This is a genomic window from Massilia agilis, from assembly GCF_024756255.1.
In the GTDB taxonomy this organism is placed as follows: domain Bacteria; phylum Pseudomonadota; class Gammaproteobacteria; order Burkholderiales; family Burkholderiaceae_D; genus Telluria; species Telluria agilis.
In genome coordinates, this window is sequence record NZ_JANUHB010000001.1 from 72677 (window position 1) to 89833 (window position 17157).

Annotated in this window: 15 protein-coding genes; 9 read left to right on the forward strand and 6 right to left on the reverse strand. The window is 68.1% G+C overall.

Going from position 1 to position 17157, the window contains the following annotated elements; genetic code table 11:
- Positions 1-101: 101 nt before the first annotated feature.
- Positions 102-1025: a sensor histidine kinase gene (locus NX774_RS00310; RefSeq protein WP_258820161.1), complete on the forward strand. Its 924-nt coding sequence runs from the start codon at positions 102-104 to the stop codon at positions 1023-1025.
- Between the two features lie 132 nt (positions 1026-1157).
- Positions 1158-2135: a sensor domain-containing diguanylate cyclase gene (locus NX774_RS00315; protein WP_258820162.1), complete on the forward strand. Its 978-nt coding sequence runs from the start codon at positions 1158-1160 to the stop codon at positions 2133-2135.
- A 132-nt stretch (positions 2136-2267) separates the two neighbouring features.
- Here the strand turns inward: NX774_RS00315 and NX774_RS00320 are convergent, their stop codons facing one another.
- Together NX774_RS00320 and NX774_RS00325 are read right to left on the reverse strand one after the other, a co-directional pair.
- Positions 2268-3863: a YsnF/AvaK domain-containing protein gene (locus tag NX774_RS00320; protein ID WP_258820163.1), complete on the reverse strand. Its 1596-nt coding sequence runs from the start codon at positions 3861-3863 to the stop codon at positions 2268-2270.
- Between the two features lie 15 nt (positions 3864-3878).
- Positions 3879-4307, reverse strand: coding sequence for a DUF2382 domain-containing protein (locus tag NX774_RS00325; protein ID WP_258820164.1), 429 nt, complete (start codon positions 4305-4307; stop codon positions 3879-3881).
- Positions 4308-4453: 146 nt separating this feature from the next.
- Between NX774_RS00325 and NX774_RS00330 the strand changes: the two genes are divergently transcribed.
- Positions 4454-6256, forward strand: a complete 1803-nt coding sequence (locus tag NX774_RS00330) for a PHA/PHB synthase family protein (protein WP_258820165.1) — start codon at positions 4454-4456, stop codon at positions 6254-6256.
- Between the two features lie 132 nt (positions 6257-6388).
- Here the strand turns inward: NX774_RS00330 and NX774_RS00335 are convergent, their stop codons facing one another.
- Complete coding sequence (locus NX774_RS00335) at positions 6389-6649, reverse strand: hypothetical protein (protein WP_258820166.1); 261 nt, start codon at positions 6647-6649, stop codon at positions 6389-6391.
- A gap of 12 nt (positions 6650-6661) precedes the next feature.
- On the reverse strand, positions 6662-7438 hold the full coding sequence (locus NX774_RS00340) for a DNA/RNA non-specific endonuclease (RefSeq protein WP_258820167.1): 777 nt from the start codon (positions 7436-7438) through the stop codon (positions 6662-6664).
- 205 nt (positions 7439-7643) lie between these two features.
- Here NX774_RS00340 and NX774_RS00345 point away from each other — a divergent pair, with 205 nt between their 5' ends.
- The 5 genes from NX774_RS00345 to NX774_RS00365 all read left to right on the forward strand — a co-directional run bounded on the left by NX774_RS00345 (position 7644) and on the right by NX774_RS00365 (position 11365).
- The gene (locus NX774_RS00345; protein ID WP_258820168.1) at positions 7644-8036 is read left to right on the forward strand and encodes a hypothetical protein; all 393 of its coding nucleotides are present in this window, start codon (positions 7644-7646) and stop codon (positions 8034-8036) included.
- Between the two features lies 1 nt (position 8037).
- Positions 8038-8295, forward strand: coding sequence for a DUF5985 family protein (locus NX774_RS00350; RefSeq protein WP_258820169.1), 258 nt, complete (start codon positions 8038-8040; stop codon positions 8293-8295).
- Positions 8296-8298: 3 nt separating this feature from the next.
- A complete protein-coding gene (locus tag NX774_RS00355; protein ID WP_258820170.1) occupies positions 8299-8565 on the forward strand; it encodes a DUF5985 family protein in 267 nt (88 codons plus the stop codon).
- A gap of 64 nt (positions 8566-8629) precedes the next feature.
- The gene (locus NX774_RS00360) at positions 8630-8878 is read left to right on the forward strand and encodes a hypothetical protein (RefSeq protein ID WP_258820171.1); all 249 of its coding nucleotides are present in this window, start codon (positions 8630-8632) and stop codon (positions 8876-8878) included.
- Between the two features lie 153 nt (positions 8879-9031).
- Positions 9032-11365, forward strand: a complete 2334-nt coding sequence (locus tag NX774_RS00365) for a hybrid sensor histidine kinase/response regulator (protein WP_258820172.1) — start codon at positions 9032-9034, stop codon at positions 11363-11365.
- A 1-nt stretch (position 11366) separates the two neighbouring features.
- On the opposite strand, the gene NX774_RS00370 is transcribed toward NX774_RS00365, so the two are convergent.
- A complete protein-coding gene (locus NX774_RS00370) occupies positions 11367-11789 on the reverse strand; it encodes an NUDIX hydrolase (protein ID WP_258820173.1) in 423 nt (140 codons plus the stop codon).
- Positions 11786-15784 (reverse strand): PAS domain S-box protein, encoded by a 3999-nt coding sequence (locus NX774_RS00375; protein WP_258820174.1) that lies wholly within the window; start codon positions 15782-15784, stop codon positions 11786-11788. Before NX774_RS00375 ends, NX774_RS00370 begins: the two co-directional genes overlap by 4 nt.
- A 161-nt stretch (positions 15785-15945) precedes the next feature.
- Here NX774_RS00375 and NX774_RS00380 point away from each other — a divergent pair, with 161 nt between their 5' ends.
- A complete protein-coding gene (locus NX774_RS00380) occupies positions 15946-17052 on the forward strand; it encodes a mechanosensitive ion channel family protein (protein ID WP_258820175.1) in 1107 nt (368 codons plus the stop codon).
- The last annotated feature ends 105 nt before the right edge of the window (positions 17053-17157 follow it).

The following is a 17157-nucleotide window of genomic DNA, read 5'->3' on the forward strand; positions in this document are numbered from 1 at the left end:
GAATAATACTCGGCAACCGATTGATTACGAACAATATTCGCCCGGCGCCGGCACGCTATGTTGGTCAACAGAAAGTTCTGATCAACGTCGGAAGGTATGCCATGGCCCACCTGTCCCATCGAACTGTCTGTCTCCCCGCCCTCCTCTGCCTGGCGTGGAATGAAGCCCAGGCCAGCGCCTGGGAAGTCCCGACCGCGGCTGGCGCCTGCCTGCTGTGGGTCGTGGCGTTGGCGAGCGCGTGCTGCCTGTTGCTGCGCCGCTGTTTCCGGATCGAAGAAGAGGTCGAACGCCTGCGCTCGAAGCTGTATGCCGAGCAGCAGCAACGTGCCGACACCGAAGCGGCGCTCTCGGAAACGCACGCCGTGCTTTCCCGGCTCGTCCAGCAACAGGGCCGCGAGCGCGACACCGAACGCGGCCGCATCGCGCGCGACATCCACGACGACCTCGGCCAGACGCTACTCGCGCTGCGCATCGACGTGTCGCTGCTGCAGGTTTCCACCAAAGGCCTGCACCCGGCCATCCACGACAAGCTGGGGATGCTGGCCGGGACGCTCGACCACGCACTGCGTTCGCTGCGCGCCGTGCTCAACGACCTGCGACCGCTCGCGCTCGGCGAAGGACTGTGCGGCGCCATGCAGCGCCAGGTGCGCGAGTTCAGCCGCCTTTCCGGCATCACCCACGAGTTCATCGCCGACGAGCATGCGCTCGAGCTGGCCCAGCGCGAGCCGGCGCTGGACGTGGTGCTGTACCGCGTGCTGCAGGAGTCATTGACCAACGTGGCGCGCCACTCGCATGCCTCCAAGGTCTGGGTGCGCGTGGCCTGCGAGGAAGGCTGCGTGTGCCTGCGCATCCAGGACAACGGCGTGGGCATGCCGACCGACCCGGCGCATTATGGCTGCGGCCTGGCCGGCATGCGCGAGCGTATCAGCGCGGTGGGCGGCGACCTGCTGGTCGAGAGCGCGCCCGACGCCGGGACCCTGCTGGCGCTGTCCTTACCCCTCGCGCATGAAACCGTGGTGCGGTGAACGCGACCGGTTCCTTCCTTGCTCGGGATCAAGAATCCCAACACTTCCGGGTAGCAAAATCCGACTTGTCAGCAGTCAATTGATTGCTCAACGGACAGACAACGAGGATGGCTCATGACCAGCACAACAACAATGTCCCGCCTGATAGAGTCCTCCGCCCAACCGCACGACCGCGCGTTCGCCAACCAGCTGATGGAAATGCTGGCGATCCCGGTGTTCGTGCTTGATACCAACTCGCGGGTCATGATCTGGAACCGGGCCTGCGAGCGCCTGACCGGGGTGCCATCCGACGAGATCGTCGGCACCGACAACCACTGGCGCACCTTCTACGAAGAACCGCGTCCCACGCTGGCCGACCTCGTGATCCAGAACCGGACCGAGGAGATTCGCCAGATCTATCCGCGCCAGGCCAAGGTGCAGCCGCTTGGCGCCAACCTGTCGGCCGAAAGCTGGTGCGACATGCCGCGCATGGGCCGGCGCCGCTACCTGGCCGCGGACGCCAGCCCGATCTACGACCAGCACGGGCGCCTGTCGGCGGTGGTGGAGACGCTGCGCGACCTGACCGATGAGAAGATGGCGCAGATCGCGCTGGAACAGCTGGCCACGCGTGACGGCCTGACGGGCCTGGCCAACCGCCGCTGCTTTGACGACACCCTGCATGCCGAGTGGGCACGCGCGCTGCGCCAGCACCAGCCGCTGTCGCTGCTGATGGTCGACGTCGACAACTTCAAGGCCTACAACGACGCCAACGGGCACCTGGGTGGCGACGAATGCCTCAAGCGCATCGCTACCGCGGTGGCAAGCGAGATGCGCGCCAACGACCTGGTGGCGCGCTACGGCGGAGAAGAATTCGCGGTGATCCTGCCCAACCAGTCGCTCAAGGGTGCCGCCATCGTGGCCGAGCGCATCCGCTGCCGTGTCGAGAAGCTGCAGGTGCCGAACCGGCTGGCGCCTACCCAGCACGTGACCGTGTCGATTGGCGCCGCGACCGCGATCGCATCGCCTGAAAATGATGCGAGCCAGCTGGTGGCGATTGCGGACGCGGCCCTGTACCGGGCCAAGCACATGGGGCGCAACCGGATCAGCTTGCCCATCTCCGAACCGGCCTAAAACAACGTCGTCCCCGCGAAGGCGGGGACCCATGGACCGCGTGCCCGAGGCAAGGCCAGCCCGAGCGCAAGCGCAGCATGGGTCCCCGCCTGCGCGGGGACGACGGTTCGATGGCAGACGACCTGGGTTGACTCAGGAAGTCAGACGATCCCAGCCATTACGCACGGCCATCTTGAACCGCTCCCAGCTCGATGCGCCGGACTCGCCCGGATAGCGGCTGTCCCAGTCGCTGCGCAGGTCGGACTCGACCTCGTCCCACTTGCGGCCACGGTACTTGTCGCTGCGCGCCATTTGGTAGCCGTAGTCATAGGCCGGCGCGTAGTCGTCGTAGCTGCCGCCGCTGGTGGCATAGTTGCTGTTCCAGTGCGAACGGCTGGCCTCGTCGTTGGTGATCCGGTCCCAGCCCTCGCGCACCGATGCCTTGAAGCGCTCCCACGTCGACTGGCCCGGGTGGCGCGCCTCCCAGCTGCTCTTCAGGTCCGATTCGACCTCATCCCACTTGCGGCCGCGGTACCTGGTATCGCGCGCCATGTCGGAACCGAAGCTGTAGGCCGGCGCGTAATCGCCGTAGCTGCCGCCGCTGCTGCCGTAGTTGCTGGTCCAGTGACGGCGGAAATAGTCGTCATCGCTCAGCATCGACGCGCGCGCGCCCAGGTTTTCCACCTGCACCTCGGTGTGGCGCACCGTGTCGCGGATTTGCTGCTCGCGCTGCGACACCTGCTTGCCGACCACCACTTCCTCGACCACGCGTGCGCTCTTTTCGACCACCGGTTCCTCGGCGGTCTCACGCATCTCGATGGTCTGCTCCTTGAACGCGCTGGTGTCGCCCGGCGACAGCGGCTGGTCCACGCGGTGGCGCTCGACGTTCACATGCTCCTCGCGCAGCCCGATGCTCTCGTTCACCGGCTGCTCGACCACGCGCGAGAACACGCGCACGCCGCCGCGCTGCACTTCGCGCTTGCCCACCTTCAGGCGTTCCTCGACCACCGGGATGGCCTGGCTCGACGTGTCCCGCTGCAGCGAGCCGGACAGGCCGGTGTCGCGCTGCTCGGCGCCCAGGACACCGGCTTCGGGCCGCAGCGTGCTGCCCCGCGTGCTGTCCAGTTGCATGCCTTCGGACTGCTGCGAACCGCCGAGCGTGGAACCCTGCAGCGACTCGCCGCTGCGCGACATCGGCTCCTGGTAGGTCTGGCCCATCGGCACATCCTCGTTCAGCGACTGCTGCGCGAACAGGTTGCGGTCGCCCTCGGACTGCAGCGAGGTGGCGCCCGACTGCTGCATGCCGCCGGCCCCGCTCATGCGCATCGACTCGGGATGGCCGATCGCGGCGCCGCCCGCCCATTCGGCCGCCTTCTCGTCGATGTCCACCGGGCCGTGGCGCTCGACGATGTCGGCGGCGCGTTCCACTTCCGGCTCATCGTCGGCGGTGACGGTCAGCACGTGGTGGCCGCGGCTGACCGCGTCGGAGTAGCGCTGTGCGTGCTCGCTGTTGTCGGTGCCGAAGATATCGGCGAAGAAGTGCTTGATGCTCGCGCCCAGCCCTTCATGCTCGGTCCCGGTGTTGGCTGCCGTGGCGGTGGTGCTGCCCGAAACGCTGTCGGTGATCCCGGTCGGGTCGCTGTTGGAGATCTTGATGCAGTCGCGCTTGAAGCCGGCCATCAGCAGGTCGTCCTGGGCGCGGTCGGCGTCGGCGCGGTTGTCGAACACGGCGATGAGTGTATGTTGCATGATTTCCTCCTTGGGTTAGCGGGGTGGGAGTGGCGCTGCCGCTTCGTCGAAGCGTTCGATGCTGACCTGCTCCGACCTGACCATGACGGTTTCCTGGTGGCGCTCCTCGCGCCGGTTGCGCGTGATGTGAAGCTCTTCCTTGATGCGCACGCGCCGCTCGACCACCAGCACTTCCTCGAGCACCGGCACGACCAGCGTGTCGCCTTCGTACCGCACAGCGGGAGCCTCGCCGGCCCCGACTACACGGTCGACCGGTACCCGGCGCACGTCCACCTCATCGTGAATGAGGCGTTCGTCGATGGCCACCGGATGTTCGGCCACGGTCTTGTGGATGCGCACGCCGCGGCCGGTGTCGACCGTGCGTGTGTCCAGTGCGAGCTGTTCCTCGATCACGGGAACCTTGAGCGCATCGCTTTCGGCTTGCTGCTGCGGGCTGTCTGCCATCGAACGGGCTCCGAAGTGGTTGCGCGAGACCGACCGAGATTACCCCAAAGCCGCCTTGTGCCGCGCACCATTGAGACCGATCAAGTTTGCGCCAGCTCCGCGCGCGATGCTGGATCCCTCGCGCCTTGCACGGGTTGGGAGAACACATGGAAACGCCACCGCCGATCCCCGGTATCCCCTGGCCGCCGCCGCAAATTGGCGGCGCCCAGCGCCACCAGGACATGGTCGCCATGCACACCAGCGTGCCGGAGCCGCCAAGCGACGCGGACCGGCTGCTGCACGCGCTGATCGGCCACGCCACGCACGGCATTTCACCCACCAGCCTGGCGCTGGCCGCGTTCGACTGGCTGCTACACCTGGCGCAGGCGCCCGCCAAATGGCAGCGCCTGGCCGAAAAGGCCTGGCACAAGGACATCCGGTGGTGGGACTACGCGGTGCGCAGCTCGCTCGGCATGCAGGTACCGCCCTGCATCAAGCCGCTGCCGCAAGACCGCCGCTTCGTCAACGAGCTGTGGCAGCAGTGGCCGTACAACCTGCTGCAGCAAGCCTTCCTGCTGAACCAGCAGTGGTGGTACAACGCCACCACCGGCGTGGACGGCGTTACCCGCCACCACGAGCAGGTGGTCTCGTTCGCCGCGCGCCAGCTGCTCGACATGGTGTCGCCGCTGAATTTCGTCGCCACCAACCCGGAGGTGATGGCCACCACCATCGCCGAGCACGGCCTCAATTTCGTGCGCGGGGCGGGCTACATGGTGGATGACATCCACCGCGCATTGACCGGCAAGCCGCCCGCCGGCGCCGAAAAATTCCGGCCTGGCCACGAGGTCGCCGTCACCCCCGGCGAAGTGGTGTACCGCAACGGCCTGATCGAACTCATCCAGTACAAGCCCGCCACCCCCACCGTGTACGCCGAGCCGGTGCTGATCGTGCCGGCGTGGATCATGAAGTACTACATCCTCGACCTGTCGCCGCACAACTCGCTGGTGCGCTACCTCGTCGAGCAGGGGCACACGGTGTTCATCATCTCGTGGCACAACCCCACCGCGGAAAACCGCGAGCTGAACCTGAACGACTACCTCGAGGACGGGGTGCTGGCCGCGATCGACGTCGTGCGCGCGCTGGTGCCCGGGCAGCCGATCAACGCCGCCGGCTACTGTTTGGGCGGCACGCTGCTGTCGATGGCGGCGGCGGCGCTGGCCTGTGCCGACCGCAAGATCCTGGGCAGCATGACCCTGCTGGCGGCGCAGACCGATTTCTCCGAGGCCGGCGAATTGCAGCTCTTCATCGATGAAAGCCAGGTCACCTGGCTGGAAGACCTGATGTGGGAACAGGGCTACCTGGACAACCGGCAAATGGCGGGGGCATTCCGGCTGCTGCGCACCAACGACCTGGTGTGGTCGATCGCAGTGGAGCAATACCTGCTGGGGCGGCGCCCACCCATGAACGACCTGATGGCATGGAACACCGACACCACGCGCATGCCCTACCGCATGCACAGCGACTACCTGCGCCACCTGTTCCTGCACAACGACCTGTTCGCGGGCCGCTACCGGGTTGGCGGCAAGCCGATCGCGCTCACCGACATCGAACTGCCGATCTTCGCGGTGGCAACCATCACCGACCACGTTTCGCCCTGGCGTTCAGTGCACCGGATCCACCTGCTCTCCGGCTGCGACGTTTCGTTCGTGCTCACCAGTGGCGGGCATAACGCCGGCATCGTCAGCGAGCCGGGCCACCGGGGACGCCACTACTACAGCCTCGATCGCCATCGCGGCGACTGCTACATCGACGCCGATGCCTGGCTGGCCGAGGCGCGCCTGCACGACGGCTCGTGGTGGCCGGCCTGGGCTGCCTGGCTGGGCCGGCACACGCGTGGCGCCCGGGTGCCGGCGCGCCCGGTCGGTCCCTCGCTGGCGGCGGCACCGGGCACCTACGTGCTGGAGCGCTAGCCGCCCGGACCCGGCGCGCCGTGTAGGGTGGGCGGGTCTCCCGCCCACGCGTTCAGTTCATGCATTCACAGTGGTGGCGCCTGTGTGGTTTGCCTGGGCCGCCTGAACGCGTGGGCAGGAAACCTGCCCACCCTACGCGAACGGGTTGTCCACGCGCTTGACGTTTGGCGGCGGCAAGCGCTCGGGCAGATCGCGTCCCTCCAGCGCCGCAACCACCTTGCCAAGCAGCTCGTGCAGCACCCGGGCGGCAGCCAGGCCTGCCTGGTCGGCCGTCAGGTCGATGTCGCCGGACAGTGTGATCCGGTCCAGCCGGTTTTCGGCGGTCAGCCCGCCGACCTGCAGCACGTCCGCTTCGTTTGCAAACGGCACAAAAGAACTCTTCTTGTTTGCCATTACCTCTCCTTGTTACAGCCGGCGCCGCTCGCCCTGGCGCACCTTGGGCAGGCGCAGCATGCGCTCCTTCTGCTGTGCGCTCAGCGAAGGCAACAGGTCGATGCCGACCATGCGCTCCAGCTCCGGGATCGACAGCACCTGCGGCTCTGCGCCGGCCTCGTTGGCGACGAACCATGCCGCGCCGGCCTGCTGGCGGGGACTGTACACCACCTTGTACAAATGGCTCGGCACGATCACGTTACCCACCTTGCGCAGCTGGGCGCCCAGGAATGCCGGTCCCGTGATGACGTACAGCGATCCCTCCTTCTTCGCCATCTTGCGCACCGCGCCCTCGATGCCGGCCCAGACATGACGGTTGTTGTCGCCATCCTGCGGCACCATGTTGGCCAGCGTAAAACTCTCGTGCTGGCTGTCGCGGTCCGGCATGTCGCCGTTGGGCGCCATATGGCCGCGGTCAAAGCCGCTGCGCGCGTAGTCCGCCAGTTCCGCGCGCTGCGCCGGCGGCAGCCGCGGTTCGGCATGGAAGGTGTTCTCGCGCGTCAGGCCCTGGGCGGCCAGCACGTTCTCGGCACGCAGGTGTTCGGCGGACCACAGCGGGGTGCGCGTCACGCCCGAATGCATCACCCCGAACTCGCCATAGCACAGTTCGCGGGTACCGTTCGCCAGCTTGGGGTTGTGGATTTCGGGCAGGCGCCCGCCGACGTAATGGGACGGGCAATCGCCGGCCACGGCAACGCCCACAAACGAGGACAGCAGCGCGGCGGCGAGCATCAGTTTCGGAGACAGCATATTTCTCTGGATTCGTGCGACGCAGAATTTTACAACCCAGCAATGTGACTTCGAGGAAATATTTTTCTGACACACAATTTACATTTAAGATACAATTGCCTGGCGTGCCATCCACAACACGGCGCGCACGATTGAAAAGGCAGAGCTTTCCTTGATGCTCTAGAATCCGATTCTTTTTGATATTTCCATACCGGAACTTCTGGCGATGGATAGAGCCACATTCTCGGAGGACCTGCGGCGCTTCGTGCTTACCAGCATTCCGTCAGTCCCCTTCCTCGAGGCATTGTTGCTGCTGCGGGCCGATCCCCGCCAGCAGTGGCATGCCGACACGCTGGCGCGCCGCCTGTACATCTCGGAACGGGTCGCGCACGGGCTGCTCGAGGCGCTGTGCACGGCCGGCATGGCCGGACCGTGCGAGCCGGCCGCCACCGGCTGCTACCGCTACCAGCCGGCGTCGCCGGCGCTGCAGTCGCGCATCGACGCGCTGGCCGAGCTGTACGCACGCCATCTCGTCGAAGTCACCAACCTGATCCACTCCTCACTCGACCGCAAGGCGCAGCAATTTGCCGACGCTTTCAGATGGCGAAAGGACTCCTGACGTGGCGGAAACCATCTACATCCTGTGCACCCTGACCTCACTGGCCTGCTGCTGGCTGCTGTTCGGCAGTTACCGCCGTACCGGCCACCGCCTGCTGTTCTGGAGCGGCTCATGCTTTGCGGTGATGACCTTGAACAACCTGTTGCTGCTGCTGGACAAGGTGGTGTTCCCGGACATCGACTTCCTGTTCGGGCGCCTGGGCTCGGCCCTGCTTGCCCTGCTGCTCCTGCTGTACGGCCTGATCTATGAGAAGGAATGAGCCATGACCGACCTGCTCACCGGCGCGATCGCGATGGCCTCGCTGGTCATCGCCCTGTTCTTCCTGCGCTTCTGGCGCAACACGAGCGACCGCTTCTTTTTGTATTTCGCGCTGTCCTTCTTCATCGAAGGGCTGCACCGGGTGTACTCGGCGCTGCACGACGACGGCGGCGAGGACTCGCCGCTGCATTACCTGATCCGATTGTTGGCGTATGGACTGATCTTGTGGGCAATCCTCGAAAAGAACCTGCCGCGCGCGAAGACGCGCTAGCGTGCGCCTTGCCAAACCTTCATCGCGCGATAATCGCGCCCATCACCCGCGCATGGAGGACAGCATGGCAAGCACCGACCAGCATGACCGGGGCAACGCAGGCGGCGGCTCGGCCCAGCCGAACCGCTCGGAGAACCTGCTGCCCCCAGGAAAGGACGACAGCGACGGCCGTTTCGACGTGGCCGAAGAAGTCAACCTCGACCAGCAGTCCGACGCGGCGCGGCACATCGGGCAGGCGCCCGAGCACGCCGCCCCGCGCGTTCCGGGCGCCGCCCAGCCAGACGACGACGAAGTGCCGCCGGCAACCCGCTGAGCGCGCCGGCGCGGACGTTGACAAGGCTGCGCGGCGCTCCTATTGTGTGGAGCTGTACATGAACATTCCATGCCCGCCCCCTGCCGTCCGCCACCTTGCCCTGCCGACGGCCGGCCTTGCGTGTGCGCGCCCCCGGAAAGGCAGCGGCCGCCCGTGAACCGCCCCGACCAAGGCCATATCCTGTTCGTCTGCGACCGCCCGGTCTCCGATCCGGTGATCGAAACCGTGTCGCGCGAGCTGGGGCAAATGCTGGTGCGCGCCGACTCGGCCGAATCCGCGCTCGCCCATCTGCGCAACAATGAATTCGCGCTGATCCTGGCCGGCTACTCCGGCAACACCGACAAGCTGCTGCACGCCATCCGCACCTTCCGCGCCACGCCCCGGTCGAGCCAGACCCCGGTGGTGGTGCTCGGCGTGCCGCCGGACCCGGGGTTCCCGCTCGAACCGCTGTACGAAGCGGGCGCCATCGCCGTGGTCACCGAACCGATCTCGCCCGCCATCCTCAAGGCCAAGGCCCGCTTCTACCTCGACGCCTTCGCCACAGCCACCGAACGGCGCCATGCCGAGGCGGCCCTGCTCGAAACGAGCGCGCGGCTGGAGGCGACCATCGAGGCGGCCGAGGTCGCAACCTGGACCTGGGACGTGCAGGCCGATTACGTGCATGCCGACGCGCGCATGGGCGCCCTGTTCGCCGTGCCCGCGGCCGAACTGGACGGCGCGCCGCTGGCGCGCTGGTTCGCGGCGATCCATCCCGACGACGTGGCCGCCACCCGCGCCCAGCTCGACCAGGCGATGCGCGAGGGCGCCACGTACGACGCCACCTTCCGCCTGCGCGCGCCGGGCGGCTGGCGCTGGGTGATCGCGCGCGGCCGGGTCGAGCTGGACCGCCACGCGCGCGCGCTGCGCCTGCGCGGCGTGATCATCGACGCGACCCGCCAGATCCAGGCCGAACAGCAGCTGGCGGCCAGCGAGGAACGCTACCGCACCCTGTTCGAATCGCTCGACGAAGGCGTGTGCGTGATCGAGGTCCTGTTCGACGCGCAGCAACTGCCCTGCGATTACCGCTTCCTCGAGGTCAATCCGGCCTTCGTCGCCCACACCGGCTTGCAAGACGCGGTCGGCAAGACCATCCGCACGCTGGCGCCGGCGCATGAGCAGCACTGGTTCGACATCTACGGGCGCGTCGCGCTCACGGGCGAGCCGGTGCGCTTTACCCACGAAGCGCGCGCGCTGGGACGCTGGTACGACGTGTACGCCACCCGCATCGGCGCACCGGCCCTGCGCCGCGTCGCGGTCCTGTTCAACGACATCACCGAGCGGCGCCATGCCGAGGAAGAGCTGCGCCGCCTGGCGGCCGACCTGGCCGAATCCGACCGCCTCAAGACCGAGTTCCTGGCCACGCTCGCGCACGAACTGCGCAACCCGCTGGCGCCGATCAGGAGCGGCCTGCAGCTGATGCGCCGCGCCGGCAGCGACGCGGCCACCATGGAACGCGTGCAGGCCATCATGGACCGCCAGCTCGACCACCTGGTGCACCTGGTGGACGACCTCCTGGACGTGGCCCGCATCACCCGCGGGCAGGTCGAGCTCAAGCGCGAGTGGATCGACCTCGGGCAGGTATTGCAGGGTGCGGTGGACGCCAGCATGCCGCTGGTGGAAGCCTCGCGCCACCAGCTCGAACTGGCCCTGCCTGCCGAGCCGGTGCCGCTGTTCGCCGATCCCACCCGCATCACCCAGGTCGTCAGCAACCTGCTCAACAACGCCGCCAAGTACACCCCGCGCGGCGGGCACATTGCGCTGTCGGCCAGGCGCGACGCCGCCGAGGCCGTGATCACGGTGGCGGACAACGGCGTCGGCATCCCGAAGGCGGCGCTGGCCGACGTCTTCAAGATGTTCACCCAGGTCGGCGCCGAGGACTTCCGCCCGCACGGCGGGCTGGGCATCGGCTTGTCGCTGGTGCGCAGCTTCGTCGAGCTCCATGGCGGCACGGTGGTCGCCTCGAGCAAGGGGCCCGGCGCCGGCAGCGTGTTCACCGTGCGGCTGCCGCTTGCGCCGCAGGGCGCACCCGCCCTGTCCGGCGCTGCCTTGCCGAACGCCGCCCAGCAAAGCGCCTCTGCGCTGCGGGTGCTGGTGGTGGACGACAACCGCGACGCCGCCGAAACCCTGGCCGCCCTGCTCGACGTCATGGGCCACGCGGCGCCGGTCGCCAACGACGGAGCGCAGGCGCTGCGCATGATGCACAGCTTCCGCCCCCAAGTGGTGTTCCTTGATATCGGCATGCCGGGCATGTCCGGCTACGAAGTGGCCAGTGCGATCCGGCGCGACCACAACTTCGACAACGTGATGCTGGTGGCGCTCACCGGCTGGGGCGGCGAGCTCGATCGCTCGCGCAGCGCCAGCGCGGGCTTTGACGAACACCTGACCAAGCCGGCCACGATCGAAGCGATCGAGCAGGTGCTCGCCAAAGTGGCGGCCACCGCGGCCTGAACTACCAGTCGAGCGACAGCAGCACCTGCGCCATGCGCGGCCAGCACAGGGCCGCGATCTCGCCGCGTCCGGCCCAGCGGAACGCATCGACCTCCGGCGTCGGCTTGCCGGTGACCCGGTGCGGGAAGAAGCTGGTGCAGGCCAGTTGCTCCAGGCTCTCCAGCTCGCCCTGTGCCGCCACCTTGTACAGGTGCAGGCGCTTGGCCGGCCGGTACGCGAACTCACCCAGATCCTCGAAGCGCGCAGGCGCGAACGCGATGCCGGCTTCCTCGTACAGCTCGCGCATGGCCGCCTCCAGCGTGCTTTCGTGCGGGTCGCGCATGCCCTTGGGGATGTCCCATTTCGCGGTATGCGTGACATGGCACAGCAGCAGCTCGCGCCGCGGGCTCACCACCAGCACGCCGCACGACAGGCCGGCGCTCACCGGCGCGCCTCCCAGGCCGCGGCAAAGGCCTGCTCCAGCGCTTCAAAGCTGACCGGCTTGGTCAGGTGCTGGTCAAAGCCCGCCTCGTGCGAGCGCGCCATGTCGCGCGCCGCGCCCCAGCCGGTGAGCGCGATCAGCACCACGCGCTCAAGGCCCTTGGTGCGGCGGATCGCGCGCGCCACTTCGTGCCCGGACATGCCGGGCAGGCCAATGTCCAGGAACACCAGGTCCGGCCGGAACTCCCTGGCCAGCTGGTAGCCCTGCGGTCCGTCGTGGGCGACCCTGACCGTGTGCCCCAGCAGCCCCAGCAGTTCGGCCAGGCTCTCGGCGGCGTCCGCGTTGTCGTCCACCACCAGCACCCGCAGCGGTCGCGCATCCGGTTCGTGGGCGGCGTGCGGCGCGGCCGCGCCGGTGGCGCCGGCCTGCGCCTGGCGCAGCGGCAAGCGCACCGTGAACGTGCTGCCCTTGCCGCGCCCGGCGCTGGCCGCGCTCACCCGGCCGCCATGCAGCTCGACCAGCCGGCGCACCAGCGACAGCCCGATGCCGAGCCCGCCCTGGGCGCGATCGATGCTGCCGCGCACCTGGGTGAACATCTCGAACACGGCGCCCAGCGCCTCTGGCGGAATGCCCACGCCGCTGTCGGACACCTCGACCACCGCCTGCCCATCCTCGCGCCATGCCTTGAGCCCCACATGGCCGCCGGCGGGCGTGTACTTGGCTGCGTTGTTGAGCAGGTTGGACAACACCTGCACCAGCCGCGTGACGTCGGCCGCCAGCATCAAGGGCTCGTCGGGCAGCTGCACCGACAGCGTGTGCCCGCTGCCCTCGATCATGGCCGCGCTGGTCTCGAGCGCGGTGGCGACGACCGCGCGCAGGTCCACCGGCTCCTTCTTCAGCTCGATCTTGCCGCGCGTGATGCGGGCAATGTCGAGCAGGTCGTCCACCAGGTGGATCAGGTGCCCGAGCTGGCGCTCCATCATGTCGTGCACGCGCTCGGCGGTCTGTGCGTTGCCGGCGCCGATGCGCAGCAGGTCCAGGCCCGTGCGGATCGGCGCCAGCGGATTCCTGAGCTCATGCGCGAGCGTGGCCAGGAACTCGCTCTTGCGGTGGTCGGCCTCGGACAAGTCCGCCGCGACCCGTCGCAACTCGTCCTCGGCCGCCTTCTGGCCCGTGATGTCGCGCGTGATGGTGGCCAGGCCCAGGTGGTGGCCGGCCGCATCGCGCACCACGAAGCCCTTGAAATAGACCGGGAAGGTAGCGCCGCCGCCGGCGCGCGCAAAGCGCAGTTCGCCCTCCCACTGGGCTTTGGTGCCGGTCAGTGCAGTCAGCACCTCGTTCCGGAAAAAATCGCGGCTGTCCTGCGCCACGAAATCGAGCAGGCGCCAGGCCTCGATGTTGGCATCGCGCGCCAGCCCGGCCAGCGCGCGCCCGGCCGGATTAAGATAGATGCCGCCGGCGTCCGGCGTGAACAGCCCGATGAAGTCGGACGACTGCTCGGCCAGCGCGGCCAGGCGCCGGATGTCCTCTTCCGCCCGGCGCCTTTCGGTCTCGTCGCGAAAGTACAGCGCGATGCCGCCGTCCGGCGTGGGAAAGCTGTTGATCTCGAACCAGCGGCCGTGCGGGTCGAGGTAGGCCTCGATGCGCGTGCGCACACGCTCGGCCGCGGTGCGCCGGTAGGCCTGCTCGCGCACGGTGCCGCGCACGTGCGGGAACAGCTCCCAGAACACGCCGCCGGCCATCTCTTCACGGCTCATCTGCGCCACTTCCTCGGCCGCGCGGTTGGCGTAGGTCACGCGCCATTCGCGGTCCACCGCCAGGAAGCCCTCGCTCATGCTCTCCAGGATGTTGCGCGAGCGCTCCTCGGCCGCCTGCCGCTCCTGCGCCTCGTGACGCTGCCCGATCACCAGCGAGGCCGTGTTGGCCAGCAGCGCCATCGCCTCGGTTTCGTGCGCCGGCCGTGCGCCGTGTTCGCGGAAGTACCAGCTGAAGGTGCCCAGCACCGCGCCCGACGGCGCCAGGATGGGCACCGAGTGCGCGGCGCGCAGGCCGTGTTCGAGCGCCACCTCGCGCAGGGACTCCCATAACGGATCGGTGTCGATGTCGGTGCTCACCACCGGCTCGGCGCGCCAGGCCGCCGCGCCGCTGCTGCCGGACAGCGGCGCCACCGGCAGGCGGTCGAACGCCTCGCGCAGGCTTGCAGGCAGCGATGGGGCGGCCGCGTGGCGCAGGTGCACGCCGTCCGGCTCAGCCAGCTGCACTGCGGCCAGCGCGGCCCCGCCGGCATAGTCCTCGGCGGTGTGTGCCAGCACGTCCAGCACGTCCGCCAGCGGCGCATCGGTCACCGCCAGCTCGAGCGCGCCGCGCTGGCCGACCGCCAGCAGGTTGGCCCGGGTGCGCTCGCTCACGTCCACGCCATGCACCAGCACGCCGGCGATGCTGCCGTCCGGCTCGCGCAGCGCGAGGTAAATGAAGTCGACGAAGTGCTCCTCCAGCCGGTCGCCGGCGCCGTCCGGTTGCAGCAGCATGCGCACGTTGCTGCCCTCGTAGGCTTCGCCCGTGCGGTACACCTGGTCGAGCGGCTCGAAGAAGCCCTGGCCTTCCACCTCGGGCAGCGCCTCGCGCACCGGGCGCCCGATCACCTCGCGCGCGCCGATCAGCGCGAGATAGCGCTCGTTGACCATCTCGAACACGTGCTCCGGCCCGCGCATCACCGCCATGAATGCGGGCGCGCGGTAGAAGATGTCGATCATCCGGTCGTTGGCCGTGCGCAGTTCCCGGTTCAGGCGCTCGCGCTCCGCATCGGCCTGGCGGCGCCCGGTGATGTCGGTGAAGGTGAGCACCGCCCCGGTGGCGCGCCCGCCCACGATCATCGGGTGCACCGAGAACGCCACCGGCACCATGCTGCCGTCGGCGCGCCAGAACACGTCCTCGCCACGCAGCACGCGCTCGTTGCGTACCGCGTCCAGGATCGGGCACTCTTCTACCGGGTGCGGCGAGCCGTCCTCGCGATGGTGGTGGATGCGCTCGTGCACATTGGTGTCGAGCAGCTCGCCCGGCCGAAACCCCAGCATGGCCGCGCCGGCCGCGTTCATGAAGGTGCAGGTGCCATCCATGCCCAGGCCGATGATCGCCTCGCCCGCCGATTCGAGCAGCAGGGCGAAGCGCTCCATGCTCTCGCCCAGCTGCTTTTCGCTCTGCGCCAGCCGTTCGGCGGCCAGCCGCTCGGCGGTGGCGTCGCGCAGGATCTTGGCAAAGCCACGCAATCCGCCGCCCTCGTCGCGCAGTGCCACCATCACGCCGTCTGCCCAGAACCGGCTGCCGTTGCGGCGCAGGTGCCAGCGCCGGTCCTGGGCGTTCCCGTTCTCCAGCGCGCGGCGCGCTTCGTCTTCCGGCGCACCGGCCTGGCGTTCCTGCGCATCGAACAGCATGTCCGCGCTGCGCCCGATTGCCTCCTGCGCGCTCCAGCCGGTGATCGCCGCGGCCCCGCCTTCCCATTCGGTCACGCGACGCTCCACATCGGTGCCGATGAAAGCGTAGTCGCGCACATTGTCGAGGATGAGACGCAGGCGCTGGTCGCGCTTCCTGAGAGCGTCCTGGTGCTGCCGCGTCATCAGGCGCGCCAGTTCGGCGTTCTTGCGGTACAGGTCGACGAACACCGAGACCTTGGCGCGCAGCACCGCCGGGTTGACCGGCTTGGTCAGGTAGTCGACCGCGCCCAGCGCGTAGGCTTCGTCCACCGGGAACGCCGGCTCCTCGGCAGCGGTCATGAAGATGATCGGCACCGAACGCGTGCGCGGGTGCTCGCGGATCAGGCGCGCGGTCTCGAACCCGTCCATGGTGGGCATGCGCAGGTCCAGCAGCACCAGCGCGAACTCGTGCTCGAGCAGTGCGCGCAGCGCCTTTTCGCCGGAATCGACCGCCACCAGTTGCGGTCCCAGGTCGGCAAGGACCGTCGCCAGGACGGTCAGGTTGGCAGGCTGGTCGTCGACGAGCAAGATTCTTGTTTGAATGTCGGCAATCATGGCCCGCGGGTGGCATATTCGATGCACTAAAGGCAATGTATGCGCGGCCCTTCCGAATGTCAATTGTGCGCACCCCGGCCGCGGGATCGCCGCACACTATGCCCCTTCAAAAGGCTGACACCGTCGGGGACCGCATGGATTTTGTGTTCTGGGGTAATTCAATCGAACGCTGGAGCGCCGCCCTGCTGGCCGGTGCCGTCACGCTGACGGTGCTGTACGCGCTGCGCTACTACATGCTGTGCCGGCTGCGCAAGCTGGCCGGGCGCACCGAGACCACGCTGGACGACCTGGTCGTCGCCGTGCTCGCGTCCACCCACACTTTCGCGATCCTGGCCGTCGGCGCCTACATCGGCGCGCAGTTCCTGGAAATCCGCGCGCACCCGGCGCTGATCCTCACCCGGATCGCGATCACCGTCCTGCTGCTGCAAGCGGCGGTGTGGGGCGACGTGGGCCTGCGCGCATGGCGCGACCGCTACCGCAACAACGCACCCGGCGACGGCGGGCGGCGCGCCTCCAGCGCCGTGCTGTGCTTCGTGCTGCGCCTGTCGCTGTGGGTCGTCGCGTTCCTGATGGTGCTCGACAATCTCGGCTTTAACATCACCACCCTGGTGGCCAGCCTGGGCATCGGCGGCGTCGCGGTGGCGCTGGCGGTGCAGAACATCCTGGGCGACCTGTTCGCGTCGCTGTCGATCATGCTCGACAAGCCGTTCGAGCTGGGCGACTTCATCATCGTCGGCGACGTCCTCGGCTGGGTCGAACACATCGGCCTGAAGACCACCCGCGTGCGCGGCCTGGGCGGCGAGGAAGTGGTGTTCTCCAACGGCGACCTGCTCAAGAGCCGCATCCACAACCACAAGCGACTGGAACGGCGCCGCGTTGCCTTCACCGTGCGCGTCGCCTACGGCACGCCCGAGGAAAAGCTGCGCGCGGTGCCGGCCATCATCCGCGAGATCGTCGGCGCGCATCCGGTGGACTTCGAGCATTGCCACTTCATGTCCTACGGCGAATGGTCGCTCAACTACGAAGTGGTGTACGTGTTTCGCAGCCCGGACTGGTTCGCGCACCTGGACACACAACAGGAAATCTTTCTTGCGCTCTACCGGCGCTTCGAACAGGAACATATCCAGTTCGCGCATCCCATGTCGATCGTGCGCGTGTTCGACCGGCAGCCCGGCGACATCGGCGCGCGTGCCGGCCCCGCGCCTGTCGCGCCCGTGTCCGACCGTGCGATGAGGCATTAGATTTCTCTGCGCAAGTTAGCCGGACTCATCCTACAAGGCTGCCCTGCCCTGTCCTATTCTGTCCTACCCTTCCCCCGCTTAAGATGACCTCGCCTCTCCCCGATC

Bases quoted from the DNA above. Each gene is read 5' to 3' on its own strand.
- NX774_RS00310 (WP_258820161.1), top strand. From the start codon at position 102: ATGGCCCACCTGTCCCATCGAACTGTCTGTCTCCCCGCCCTCCTCTGC.
- NX774_RS00315 (WP_258820162.1), top strand. From the start codon at position 1,158: ATGTCCCGCCTGATAGAGTCCTCCGCCCAACCGCACGACCGCGCGTTC.
- NX774_RS00320 (WP_258820163.1), bottom strand. From the start codon at position 3,863: ATGCAACATACACTCATCGCCGTGTTCGACAACCGCGCCGACGCCGAC.
- NX774_RS00325 (WP_258820164.1), bottom strand. From the start codon at position 4,307: ATGGCAGACAGCCCGCAGCAGCAAGCCGAAAGCGATGCGCTCAAGGTT.
- NX774_RS00330 (WP_258820165.1), top strand. From the start codon at position 4,454: ATGGAAACGCCACCGCCGATCCCCGGTATCCCCTGGCCGCCGCCGCAA.
- NX774_RS00335 (WP_258820166.1), bottom strand. From the start codon at position 6,649: ATGGCAAACAAGAAGAGTTCTTTTGTGCCGTTTGCAAACGAAGCGGAC.
- NX774_RS00340 (WP_258820167.1), bottom strand. From the start codon at position 7,438: ATGCTGTCTCCGAAACTGATGCTCGCCGCCGCGCTGCTGTCCTCGTTT.
- NX774_RS00345 (WP_258820168.1), top strand. From the start codon at position 7,644: ATGGATAGAGCCACATTCTCGGAGGACCTGCGGCGCTTCGTGCTTACC.
- NX774_RS00355 (WP_258820170.1), top strand. From the start codon at position 8,299: ATGACCGACCTGCTCACCGGCGCGATCGCGATGGCCTCGCTGGTCATC.
- NX774_RS00360 (WP_258820171.1), top strand. From the start codon at position 8,630: ATGGCAAGCACCGACCAGCATGACCGGGGCAACGCAGGCGGCGGCTCG.
- NX774_RS00380 (WP_258820175.1), top strand. From the start codon at position 15,946: ATGGATTTTGTGTTCTGGGGTAATTCAATCGAACGCTGGAGCGCCGCC.